The sequence below is a fragment of the Fulvivirga sp. M361 genome (assembly GCF_007097395.1).
Lineage (GTDB): Bacteria > Bacteroidota > Bacteroidia > Cytophagales > Cyclobacteriaceae > Fulvivirga.
The window spans coordinates 47,131-60,514 of the sequence record NZ_VKDC01000019.1 but is presented as its reverse complement, the minus strand read 5'-3'; the positions used below and the strand labels follow the sequence as shown (position 1 = coordinate 60,514).

The following is a 13,384-nucleotide window of genomic DNA, read 5'->3' as shown; positions in this document are numbered from 1 at the left end:
ATGAAAGTGATTAACCAAAATTAATTAACCACTCAAAACACATTGCAAATATGAAAAAACTTCTACACAAAGAGAGGTTCTATCATTCTTTTATGAAATTCGGTTTAAGGATGAAACTTACTACACTGTTATTATTAACTACTCTGATTGGATTACAAGCTAATGACAGTTACTCACAAAAAAGCAAGATCACACTAAAAGCAGAGAATTCTTCCATTGCGGCAATTATTGATGAGATTGAAGTCACTACAGATTTTAGGTTTGTATACAGTAATAAACAGGTAGATGTATCCCGTAAAGTCTCAATAAATGTCAGGAAAGTCTCTATTACGAATGTTCTGAAAATCCTTTTTTCAGAAACAAGTACGCAATATAATATAAAGGACAAACAGATTATTTTGTTTGATAAACCTCGTAAAGAAAAAAGTGACCCTCCAAACAAGCAGACAGCTGCTGTTGTAGCACCCATCAATATAACAGGAAAAGTAACGGATCGGAACGGTAATGGACTGCCTGGTATGACGGTTTATGTGACTAACGAACGGCCGACCGGAGAGGTATTGAGTCAAAATGACTTTCTTAATGGCACGATCACCGATATCGACGGTAATTTTTCACTGGAAGTTGAGCCTGGTCGCTACCTGGTGGTTTCGGGTATTGGGTATCGATACCAGGTGAAGGAAATTACTTCTGCACAGACGGTGTATGAATTTGCTTTGGAAGAAGATATCCTGTCATTGAGTGAAATAATTGTTACCGCTCAGGGGATAGAGAAGTCGAAAGAGGCGTTGGGTTACGGTATTGCCCGTATTAGTGGGGAGGAAGTTCAAGGTAAAGCAGAGTCTGATGTAGGGCGATCGTTATTTGGTAAAATAGCCGGGGTACAGCTTACGGAATCCAGTGGTAGTACAGGGAATACCCCCTCTATTCGAGTCCGGTCCTCGCTATCCATTACCCAGGGAAATGCCCCTTTGATCGTGGTAGACAATGTCCCTTTTGCCGGTAGCTTAATAGACATTGATCCTAATGATATTAAGGAAACAACGGTTTTAAAAAGCCTTAATGCCTCTGTTTTGTATGGTAGCGCCGGTAGAAACGGGGTTATACTGATACAAACAAAAAGTGGCAGTAAAGGGAAAGGCAAAGAAAATACGACGATAAACTTTTCCCAGACTTTCTATACCAACACCCTGGCGAACCTGCCTGAATTTCAAAATACCTATGGTCAGGGCGCTGATGGAACTTTTAGCAGTTCCATAGGTAACTGGGGTCCCGCATTTGCTGAGCTGGACTCTGTGCCTCACCCTTATGCAGGACAAGCCGATATTTTTCCTGAATTTGCTACCGTTAATGTGCCATACGTGCCAGCTACCAATAATGTAGAAGACTTCTTTGAAACAGGTACAGGTTCTGTAACAGCGTTGAACATAACCACCAGCCAGGAAAGAACATCTTTTAACGTTTCCATTGGGTATACAGAAGAATCGGGCATCATCGGAAACAATGACCTGGAAAGGTTCAATTTATCCGTAGGTGGGCAGGCGCAGGTCACAGATAAGCTGAATGTTTCTGCGACCATGAGCTATATGACCAGGGAGCGTAATTCGCAAAGCGGGACCGATATCTTTGAACGTTTACTGTATCTCCCGAGAAACTTAGACCTTAAAAATTTACCCTTTCAAAATCCCCAGACGGGGGAAAATGTTTATTACAGGGGAGATACTAACCCGTTGTGGACCATCAATAATACCGGCAGGAATGACAATATTGTTCGCTTATTTACTACGTTAAATGTAGGTTATCGACTCACAGATAATTTAAACATAAGTTATCGTTTAGGCTACAACAATGAAACGGAAGATGAAGAAGACTTTACAAATATTGTAAGCTTGTCAGGTGAGGGGGATGAGCTTGGTGAGCTAGAGCTTGATTTTAACAGGGATATTTTACTCGATCAGTCTATCATCATCGGCTCTGATTATCAACTGGCAGATAAGCTAGGTTTTACCTCACAGGTAGGCATCAATTCAAGAATAGATAAATTCAGGTCTAATTCATCTCGGTCCAGAGAACAAATCGTTTTTGGGTTTAACAGGCCTGATAATTTTAATGTTACCACAGCAGAGGCTTCCAGGACGCGTCGGAACTTGGTCGGGGTTTTTGGGCAGTTTGAATTCAGCTATGATCAATACCTTTATCTTACCTTATCAGGCAGAAATGACTGGGGGTCAACCGTAGAACCTGAAAACAGGAGTTTGTTTTACCCTGGAGTAGCAGTTTCTTTTATACCTACTTCAGCGTTTAATTTAGGGTCCAATGTGATCGATAACCTGAAGATCAGGGGCGCTTATGCAACGTCCTCCGGATTCCCCGGTGCCTTTAATACCCGTGAAAGCCTGGAGTTAGACCCTCAGGAGTTTATCAAAAGAGATGGTACAGCAATAGTGGCTAACAGTGTTAGGTTACGTTTACCCAATCCTGACCTGAAGCCGGAACTGCATAAAGAGTTCGAATTGGGAGTTGAAGGTAATTTTTTTCAAGGAAGGGTTAATCTGGACGTTTCTGTATACAAAAGAATTTCAGAGGACCAGATCCTTGAACGGGCCCTTGATCGTTCAACAGGTTTTTCCAACATACTTACCAATGTAGGACGTGTGGATACCGATGGTGTGGAGATCGATCTGGGAGTTAATGTTGTCCGGACCGGAGATTTTACCTGGAATATAAGAAACCTGTTTACTGCTTTTGAAACAGAAGTGGTGGACCTGGGAGGAACGATAGATCGTATTTCACTGGATGATGACGATGATGACGAAGATAGGGTGGCCGTACAGGGACAACCTCTTGGGGTATTGTGGGGCAGTTTTGCGATGAGAGACCCTCAGGGTAATTTTTTGATCAACCCTACGAATGGTGAGTTAATTACCAGTGAGGCAGTTGGCTTGCAGAATCGTGTGATTGCTAATCCCACCCCGGATTGGCGACTTACTAACATCCATAATTTTAACTACAAAGGTTTTTCACTTCTTCTGCAGTTTGAATATACGCATGGTGGTGAAAATTTTTCTGACCTGGCACAGGACCTGATCGGAAGAGGGGTTACACGTGATACGGAAAACCGGGAAGGGTCTTTTATTATCCCAGGGGTGCTGGGTGATCCAAGTACAGGGCTTCCTTACCTGGATGAAAGCGGGCGGACCATCCCAAATACCATCCAGGCAAATGGTAACAGAACTGCTTTTTCTAACTATTTTGATGCGGATGACTTGAGCACGTTCGATACCTCTGTGTTCAGAGTACGGGAAATAGCACTCTCTTACAGGCTGACCAAAGGTCAGGTAGCAAAGCTCCCTTTCCAGGATGTTACGTTTACTGTGAGCGGTAGAAATATATTTTTCTATGCTCCCGGCTTTCCGAAGTATACCAATATAGATCCTGCTGTTGATACGCAGGAGGGCACTACTGTACCTACTACAAAAAGGTTTGCAGCTGGAGTAGCCGTTACTTTTTAATCATACTTAAAAGACAATCGTATGAAAAAAATAATTATATATCTAAGCGTAATAGTAAGTGCGTTTTTCGCATCCTGTGAGGTAATAGACTTTGATTTACAAAATGATCCTAACCGGTTATTGCCGGATCATATCGACCCGGATTTCTTGTTGAATGCTATTCAAATTCGGTTTGAAGGAGCAATGAACGGGTTCAACCTGGCAGGGGACGAAATCATGAGGTATGAAGCCATGAACGACACATACACGGATGAAGCCGAACCGGCTGAGATGGACAATGAATGGAATAATACCTTCAGTATAAGGGAGAATTTAAGGATTCTTGAAGATCTGGCTGCTCAGGATGAGGCATTACGTTTTCATAAAGGTATAGGCACACTTCTGAGTACTTACAGTATCGCAACGTTGGTAGATTACCTGGGGGACATTCCATTTTCCGAGTCCAATAAAGGGGTGGAGAATCTTAGCCCTAAAGTAGAGGATGATGCCATCATTTACCCGGCCTTATTGGAAATGATCAATATTGCCATCGATGATTTTCGTAATGCTGACCGCATTCCTACGGAAGACCTGTTTTACAATGGAGACACCACAAAGTGGATCAGATTGGCGAATACCCTTAAGTTTAAGTTATTATTAAACACCGGGGACGTAACAGCGCTGAATGAGTTACTGGATGAGGACAATTTGGTTAGCGAAGAAGAGGATGACTTCCAATTTCCTTATTCTACTGCAGCTAATCCGGTAGAAAGCAGGCATGCGTATTTTAACCGTGGCTACGATGGTGAGGATGGTCAGGGCGAATACATAGGGAACTATTTCATATGGCTTCTCAAAGAATCAAAATCAGTGATAGATCCGCGGTTGAGGTTCTATCTCTTTCGTCAAACTAATACAGACCCTCCGGCAAACTTATTGGGATGTATAGGCTCTTCTGTACATGATTTTTGTTATACCGGAGACTTTTATTGGGGTAGAGATCATGGAGATGACACTCCCAGGGCTGCTGACCGGTTTTTGAAAACGGTTTATGGCATGTATCCTGCCGGAGGGGCTTTTGATGGAGATAATCCTTCCAGGGGTTCAAGAAGTACTAATATGGGAGGGGCCGGTATTTTACCCATATTAATGTCATTTCATGTAGAGTTTTTTAAGGCGGAAGCCGTGTTAAGGCTTGGTGCAAATGGCGATGCAGCAGCGTCATTAGAAGCCGGTGTTAGGGAGTCAATAAACAAGGTGTTGAATTTTAGCACTATAGGTGTGGATACTGCTTTCGTGCCTAAGCAAGATGATGTAGAAGCCTATGTCACTAACGTTATGGATGAATATGCACTGGCCGGATCTGACAATGAAAGATTGAATATTGTGATCAGGGAACTTTACATTGCTACGCTTGGAAATTCTGTTGAGTCCTATAAAGCTTATCGGCGCACCGGATTTCCTGAAGGCATTCAGGAGCCTATAATCAATGAAAATGTTCCTTTCCCAAGAACATTTGCCTTGCCCGAAGAAGCAGTGAATGCTAATACTTCCCTGAAACCAAGGCCGATCACGAATCAGGTATTTTGGGATACAAATCCAGGCGGATTTATTAACTAGACTTAAATCTTACAGATTATGAAGAAAATATTTATAGGGATACTGTGCATGGTTTGTATATCCTGCCAGGAGGATAATAATAACAGAACGCGGAGGTTTCATACAATTTGCCGGAGATCCGGAGCTCAGGTTTAATTTATTGGAATTTGACAACCTTACGTTTTCCAATGAAATTTCAGACCCCAACAATAATGCAACGAGTTATTCGCTTGCCCTGGTCTTTGGAACTCTAACAGTGGACAATTTCGTTACGGTAAACAGTTTTCCCGGGACGATCATTTTTACAGGAGACATGCTTTTGGATGCGGCGGGACTGACCATCAATGACATTACACCCAGTACTGAATTTAGTTTTGTGGCCATTGTAACCACTCCAACAGGTGTTTATACAGGGTCTGCCCCGTCTTTTAATACTTCGTCTAATACACAGGAAGGGGGGAATACTGCGGTTAACCTGTTTAGACGGGGCTTGAACGATGCCATGGATTTTACCATGACATTTTTTGTGCCCCCTCCAAAGAAACTGCGAGGCACCTCATTTGAAGAGCCTTTTGCCGCACCTTCAGATGGTGCCGATTACATCAGAACGGGAGGACCGACAGATGAGGGTGAACTACTGAATATTGATGGGCAGCGTCATGTGATACATGTGGCTGTTGGTACAGGTGTTGATGATGAAATCGGATTTAAGTCCGAATTCTTTGACAATGGAGGAAGTGGTTTTGAAAACGAAGAAATAGGAGTTACACGGAAGACTGAAGATGTAGGTGCATATGTCGACGGCGTGCAAGGCTTTCAACTGGAAGACGTTGACGGCCTGTTTCGGTTAACCTTTGATAAAGTAGATATTCCTGATGGTACGCCAAGGACAGGAGTACGTATCCAGATATTTTTTAGAGAAACATCCTGGGATGATGATGATACCATACGGATCTATGCAGAGATAGAAAGGTCCGGATCACCGGAGACCATTGAACTGATGAGTGCAAATGGTGCTGACATCAATGCTATGGAAGGGCGGTGGAATTTAGCTGATTCAGGGTTTTTTTTGATGGTGTTACTTCCTATACTCTGATCATAGATTCTGAAATTAACAACGGAAGTGAAGAAATCTATTTTGACGAGATGCTGGTGTACGTGCCGGATGAATGATAAGCTATCCATCACTTGACTACGGCAAGTTGTCGTACCTGTAATTATCTTAAAATTATAAGCTTTCAGGCTTACTTAAATAAAAAATATCATATGAAAAAGATAGTGGAAATTACAAAAAGGCTGTTTCTCCCGGATATAGGTATAATAGTTTTTTTCGCAGCAATGATTACATCCTGTAATGACCAGGAGTATACATTTGAAGCAGACCCTATTGAACCCGTGACGATTACCGGGATAGAGCCTGTTGGCAGTGACATTGGGACAACGGTGACCATTAGCGGAACCAACTTTAGTCGGACACTTTCAAATAATAAGGTCAATTTCAATGGTGCAATAGCAGAGGTTACCGAAGCGACCGATACTACTCTGACGGTGACTGTTCCTGATGATGCTACCACAGGTAGTATTTCGGTGTTCCATGGTGGATTTACAGCTACGGGCCCTGTTTTTACAATAATACCAGCGCCTACTATAACATCTTTTGACCCTACAGGTGGAAAGGTCGGCATTACGGTTACTATTTCCGGAACGAACTTTAGTCCTACAGCCGGGGATAACACAGTTAGTTTTAATGGGGTGGACGCCATGGTGATCAATGCTACTACCACCTCGCTAACGGTGACGGTGCCTGAGGGCGCTCAAACGGGGGAGATTTCTATGACCGTATTTGGGCAGACGGCCATCAGCGAAGCTAGTTTTGTCCTGACACCGGAAATCACATCATTTGAACCTACGACAGGGGAAGTAGGAACGCTGGTGACGATCACAGGAAAAAACTTTAGTACTATTCTTGAAGATAATGTAGTAAAGTTTAACGGTGTTGAAGCGATTGTTACGATAGCTACTAATACCTCACTCGTTGTTGAAGTGCCTGAGGTGGCAGATACGGGTCCAATAACCGTTGAAATTGAAGATGAAATAGCCACCAGTTCAGACTTTACTTTGGCAGGGCCAATTACCTTGATAATTCCAATTACCGTTGACATAGATGATGTGGAAGAGAGTGAAGCTGATGGAAGAATGTGGTTAGATAGCAATGATCAGGAATTGGGTGAGTTTGATACTTCCAGCACGCCTGATAGAGGGCTTCAGAATATCGGTCTCCGGTTTAGAAATGTTGAAATACCAAAAGATGCTACAATTCTCAGCGCCAGTGTTCAATTTACGGCTGATAATATAGGTGCAGACCCTGTAGAGCTTACCATCTTCGGTGAGAATGTTGGGAACTCAGCAGAGTACACTGTAAATACAAGTGATTTGTCCAACAGGGCGTTGACTACGGCCAATGCGGTTTGGAGCATTCCTGAATGGGTAACGATCGGCGATAAACTGGATGCCCAAAAAACCGTAGATCTGGCTGCTATTATCCAGGAGATTGTGGGCCACGTGGACTGGGCGTCAGGCAATAGTTTGAACATAATTATGAAACATTCCGGAGTGAGTGTAGGAGTTACAAGCAGTACCGGGGGCAGGGAAGCTGAGACATTTGAAGGAGATGCGGTTTCTGAACTTATTGTGACTTTTGAATAAAGAGTGTATTAAGTAATCTGATTTTGTTCATAGTAGGAATTAGTGTTCTATTTATAAGCAAAACTATTATGATATAAAATATTGATTTTCATCAATTTACAATGTGATAATACTAAGACAAACCTCAGAAAAAGGCGCTTTATTACTTTTTCTAAGGTTTTATCCCTTTAACTTTTGATATCAGAAAAAGTGATTTTTCATGTTTACCCAGGATCCGAACTCTTCTAATTTGAGATGTGCCTCATCCAAAATAGCACTACCTTCAGTGCATTTTATTATTCCTTAAAGTCTTGTATCAGTGGATCAATCCATTGGCTTCAACAGTGCGATGACCAACCTTTCAGACCCTACCATGGCATCGTCCAGCCGTACCTGGGCATTAAACCTGGAGCCATTCTTTTTTCGTCCCTCTGCCCGGATGGTTTTTTCAGGCAAATTGGCGATCTCCGATGCCGCATATTCCAGTATTTCATTGTAGTTATTACCAAATAAGGCGCTGGCGTTTGCGCCTTCCAATTCTTGCTGATCATAACCAAACATTCGGGTGGTCGCTTTATTTACACTTCCTATTACCCCGGTAGCATCCAGCGTAATAATCCCGTCCTGTATATTTTCCAGGATGGCCTGGGTACGGCTTTCACTTCTGGTAATAGCTTCCTGAGTGGCCTGAAGCTCTTCCATATTCTGCCGCAATTCTTCTTCCTGGGACTGCATCTGTTGTGTACGTTTTTGAGAATCGTCCAGGAGCCTTTTGGTTTCGTTGTTGATTTTCTGAGCAGAAAGGTCGGAAGCAATGACCTCTGCTGCCCCTTCTATAAATTCTTTCCCCAAATCAGTCATGGGCTTGACAGAAGCAAACTCAAGAACACCGACTACGACATCATTATGTATAAGAGGTGTACAGTAAACGGAACCGGGAGGCGTATCCCCCAGTCCGGAACGTATTTTGATGTAACTTTCCGGTACATTAGCAAGGAATATGTGAGCACGTTCATTAAATGCCTGCCCTACTATTCCTTCACCGGACCTGACAGTGGTTTTAATGAATTTTTTTCTGTCATAGGCATAACAGGCCTTCATTTCCAGTATCGTCTCATCATTGTCCTCATTGGCTACATAAAAAGCACCTATTTGCAGATTAAGGTACTTAATGATACTGTATAACAGGTTGTCCCCGAATTCTTCAAGACTTTTTGTTTGTTTCCGTAACACATTGTTGATCTGAGCAAGTCCTTCGGAAAGGAATTTTCTTGACTGTTCCTGTTCATAAGATACTTTAAGGCTGTCACGCATACCCAATAAGCTTTGTCCCAGCGCGTCTTTGGCTTCAAAGTCCATTTCGAAATTTCCTTTCCCCATGGCATTGGCAAAATTGGTGGATAACTCCAGGTTAGTTTTTAGCTTATTGATCTCCTTACCCATTGTACCTATCTCATCCTGGCTTTCTCGTAGCTTGATATCCGGAAACTGACCAGCCGCAAACTCTGTCAGGAATTGGGCTACTTTTCTTACAGGTGGAACAATTATTCTGTTCAGGAAAGAGGAAATACCTAAAATGATTGCCAGTGCAAGGCCTATGGCCACCAGTACTATAATAAGTGTTTGGTTGATTACCCGCTGTATTCTTGCCTGACGCATAGCAATGGAATCTTGAAGACTATCCCTCATATTTTTTATGATACGATTTACTTCACCGTAATTGGAGTAAACAATATGGGCGTAATCCAATGCTTCACTTCTCAGGTCTTTAATTTCAGCAGTCAATTCGTGTATTCGTTCACTGTCCAGCGAATCTTTTTTAAGGTGGTTGTTCAACTCGTCTGTTTTGCTTATGAATTGATCCAATGGTACTGCTCCCTGGTGAAGGTTGGGTAACATGACCTGGTCCAAATAGACTATGGTACTGTCTTTCGACCCAAAAATGATCCGGTCTAATTCTTCCGGTTCTTCATCAGCAATAGAAGAATAAATACTGTCCATTGCGGCGAGGTCATTGATCATCTCAGCCGCATCTTCTTCATAACGCTTTTGAAATTTCCTTGCATCCTTTATCCTGTTTGCCGTAAACATACGTGTAGCGCGGAAGCGAAGGGAAAGGTTGTTTTGACGGGTTTGATGAACAAAAGACAGGGCTTTGTTCTCTCCCTCCATCAATCTGTTAATTTCCTGGATATCTAAAATACCTTTGTAGATAACCAATCCGATGATCAAAAAAGAAAGGAATACAATGGCAAAAGAACCAGTAAGCTTTTGTTTTAGGTTTAGGTTATCGATCAGCATTAATGCATATTGGATAGTTGAAAAAATCAATTCAATATAGACAAAACAACGATTACCGTCAATAAAGAGCAGGTAAACATCAAATTAACTAATTCACATCATAAAGGTTTGATTAATAATGACTTTCATCGAAGCGACAGTAATTTCACCTTACGGTGAATACAGCTTTAATCTAACTAATTTACGGTTTAAATTTTATTTTGATGGCGAAATACAATGGAGAAACCAGTTTTGTCAAAGGCTCACTAAAAGCTACGCAAAGGTTTGCCAATCTGTGAATACGAGGTTTAAAGATATTCATAGTACCTTGGCGGATAGATTCATAAGGTATCTCAATCACGGATAAAATGGAAAGCTACAGCCTATGGAACGGAGAAATACCCGAAGTGCTATTCTATTCTTGGGGTGCTTAACTCAAAGTAAGGGTAAGTGTTATTTTGAAAGTCATAATTAATAAAGAAACATAATGCAGCAATTCGATTTATTAAACAAAAGCAAACTGTCCTCAAAGCCTGCCTCACTAAAAAACAGGGTACTTCAATTTGGTGAAGGTAACTTTCTACGTGCATTTGTTGACTGGATGATCTATGAAATGAACCAGGCTACAGATTTCGATGCCGGAGTAACGGTAGTACAACCTATTGAAAAAGGGCTTATCAATAAATTGAATGATCAGGATGGATTATATAATCTGTACCTGAGTGGTATAACAGACGGTTCGTTCGTTTCCGACCGTTCACTGATCGATGTGATCCAAAAGGCCATTGATCCTTATGCTCAGTTTGAAGCTTACCTTTCTGAAGCCGGGAATCCGGACCTGAAATTTATCGTTTCCAATACCACAGAAGCCGGCATTCAGTTTAATGGAGCAGACCGGGTAGAGGATAGGCCTGCATCATCTTTTCCAGGGAAACTTACCCAACTGCTCTACCGCCGCTTCCAGGTAATACCGGATTGCACCGATTTGATCGTGCTTCCATGTGAACTGATTGATAAAAATGGAGAAAAGCTAAAAGACGTTATATACCAATATGCAGACCATTGGAGCCTGGGGGCTGATTTTGTGCAGTGGCTGGATACAAAAATGACATTTTGCAATACCCTGGTAGACCGTATTGTGCCGGGTTACCCTAAAGAAGATGCCGATGAAAAGTGGACAGATTTGGGATATCGTGATGAACTGATGGTTAAGGGAGAAGTGTTTCACTTGTGGGTAATTGAAGGTCCCGAACGTATTCAAGAAGAATTGCCTGTTGGCAAAGCGGGGCTGAATGTAGTTTTTACGGATGACCTGGACTACTACCGTACACGAAAAGTCAGGATCCTGAACGGTGCCCATACGTCTATGGTACCGGTGGCCTATCTCTACGGGTTAAATTTTGTGAGAGAAGCCGTGGAGGACGAACTGACTGGAGGATTTGTGAAAAAGCTGATTTTTGAAGAGATCATTCCTTCGCTTTCCGGTGATAAGGAAGAACTCAAAGTGTATGCACATCAGGTCATTGACCGGTTTAGAAACCCCTCTGTAAAACACGAACTGATCAGTATCTCATTAAATTCATTTTCCAAATTTAAAACCAGGGTTTTACCCTCCATACTCAGTTACCATGAGAAAGAAGGATCAGCTCCGGAACTGTTATCCATTGCTTTTGCAGCATTAATATGTTTTTACAAAGGCCAGCGATCGGGTGATCAAATTCCTTTAAATGATGAATCAACCGTCATTGACTTTATGAACGGCCAGTGGCAAGCTTGTGATGGGTCGGACGATGCTGTTAAGGCATTGGTCCATGCGGTGCTTAGCAACGAATCGTTCTGGGCGACAAACCTGACCGGGATGTCGGGATTGAGTAGTAAGGTAGCGGAGGGTGTTAGAGTGATCCTGAAAGAAGGGGTCTCAGGCTTGTTGAAATAAAGGGAGAGATCATTTATTGGGAAGGCCATTTGAATACCTTATTTAGGCCACTCATGAAAAAAGATTTGGACTCAAAAAGTTCTCTTTTAATGATTAGGTGTGCTTTTTGCCGAATGTTTGGTCAGTTTGCACCTCGCTACCATAGCACATCATATTAAAACTGTTGAGCAATAGCGCGTTTTAAGCATTTTGCAATATATTGATAATCATAAAGCTACAGGCTGTATTGTCAGTAACCCAGTAGCCAGCACCAAAAGCGGGCAAGGAATTTTCAAAACCCTATTTAGCTTTAATAATTGCGGGTGTTATAAGGCCAAAACTATAAAGGCCACTCATGAAAAATAGTTTTAGCTCAAAAAGTGTGTTTTTGACGTTTAAATGCACCTTTTTATGGGAGGTTTTGGTGTTTTGAATCTCAAAATCATTGGTATTATGCCATTTTCGAGGTTTTTGTCTTCTGTCACGGTCTGATTTGCAATAAGCGACTGAGCAATATCATTTTTCAAGTGTATTTTTAATATATTGATAATCAATAAATTGTGCACTGTATTGCCAGTGGCCCAGTGACAAGCATCCAGAAACAAACCTTGAAAATGGAATTTTCGAGAGAGGCCTATAAATAAGCTCTATCTGATTTTCCGGCACCAGTATTTGCTGAACGGCAGATAGAAAAGATTAAGGACATTCTGTTTACTATCTTGCCAATCTCCGGGAGCCTAGATTCTATCTTTAAACATAAAAAAAACCTGTAGAGCACGCTCCACAGGTTTTTACTTTTTAAATAGGTTTAGGATTTTCTAAAACTATTATTATTTTGTCAAAACGAATTTCCATGGTCCATTGATACTTTGGGTTCTTCCACCAATAACCTGGTCCTGCTCAATAGTCGTAGAAAGTTCAATTTCCGTCGCACTATTGACCTTTACATCGACAGTGCCACCACCACTGAAAACAAGCTGAAAATTTTCAGCTGTAGTGCCTGCGATAGTGAAATTTCCACCACCGTCATTAAAGACAGTGATATCGTCAGTAGGCTGGCCTGATATAGTATAACTACCTGCATTATTCTGTCCCGCTGCAAATGTAAATGTTGTTGAAGCCCAATCTCCAGGTGCATCGGCGTCATTTTGGGTTACTCCACCATCTCCATCCTTAGTGGACCATGTTCCTACAATGGCTGTTAACTGTTGTTCCTGAATAGTTGGACCGTCTCCGCCGTCATCGCCGCATCCTACCAATGCAAGTGAGCTTAATACCAATCCAACGCTTAATAAATAGAGTAACTTTTTCATTTTAATATGATCTTATGATTATAATGTCTTTCTAAATCAGTCTTCTTTTAGACTAACACACTAAAATAGTCGATTAATTTTAAATAGTATTACTATAAATC

General features: G+C 41.8%; 7 protein-coding genes. 5 read left to right on the top strand and 2 right to left on the bottom strand.

Translation table 11 applies throughout. From position 1 onward, the window contains the following. Positions 1 to 50: 50 nt before the first annotated feature. The 4 genes from FNH22_RS19500 to FNH22_RS19485 all read left to right on the top strand — a co-directional run bounded on the left by FNH22_RS19500 (position 51) and on the right by FNH22_RS19485 (position 7,796). Positions 51 to 3,512 carry a SusC/RagA family TonB-linked outer membrane protein gene (locus FNH22_RS19500; RefSeq protein WP_143400117.1) on the top strand — a complete coding sequence of 1,154 codons (3,462 nt, stop codon included), beginning with the start codon at positions 51 to 53 and terminating at the stop codon, positions 3,510 to 3,512. Between the two features lie 21 nt (positions 3,513 to 3,533). Then, positions 3,534 to 5,111, top strand: a complete 1,578-nt coding sequence (locus tag FNH22_RS19495) for a SusD/RagB family nutrient-binding outer membrane lipoprotein (RefSeq protein ID WP_143400116.1) — start codon at positions 3,534 to 3,536, stop codon at positions 5,109 to 5,111. A gap of 139 nt (positions 5,112 to 5,250) precedes the next feature. Beyond that, a complete protein-coding gene (locus FNH22_RS19490; RefSeq protein WP_143400115.1) occupies positions 5,251 to 6,186 on the top strand; it encodes a hypothetical protein in 936 nt (311 codons plus the stop codon). A 170-nt stretch (positions 6,187 to 6,356) separates the two neighbouring features. Continuing rightward, a complete protein-coding gene (locus FNH22_RS19485; protein ID WP_143400114.1) occupies positions 6,357 to 7,796 on the top strand; it encodes an IPT/TIG domain-containing protein in 1,440 nt (479 codons plus the stop codon). A gap of 303 nt (positions 7,797 to 8,099) precedes the next feature. On the opposite strand, the gene FNH22_RS19480 is transcribed toward FNH22_RS19485, so the two are convergent. Continuing rightward, positions 8,100 to 10,076, bottom strand: a complete 1,977-nt coding sequence (locus tag FNH22_RS19480) for a GAF domain-containing protein (RefSeq protein ID WP_143400113.1) — start codon at positions 10,074 to 10,076, stop codon at positions 8,100 to 8,102. A 466-nt stretch (positions 10,077 to 10,542) separates the two neighbouring features. Between FNH22_RS19480 and FNH22_RS19475 the strand changes: the two genes are divergently transcribed. Continuing rightward, complete coding sequence (locus FNH22_RS19475; RefSeq protein WP_143400112.1) at positions 10,543 to 11,991, top strand: tagaturonate reductase; 1,449 nt, start codon at positions 10,543 to 10,545, stop codon at positions 11,989 to 11,991. Between the two features lie 809 nt (positions 11,992 to 12,800). Here the strand turns inward: FNH22_RS19475 and FNH22_RS19470 are convergent. Then, positions 12,801 to 13,283 carry a hypothetical protein gene (locus FNH22_RS19470; RefSeq protein ID WP_143400111.1) on the bottom strand — a complete coding sequence of 161 codons (483 nt, stop codon included), beginning with the start codon at positions 13,281 to 13,283 and terminating at the stop codon, positions 12,801 to 12,803. Positions 13,284 to 13,384: the final 101 nt, after the last annotated feature.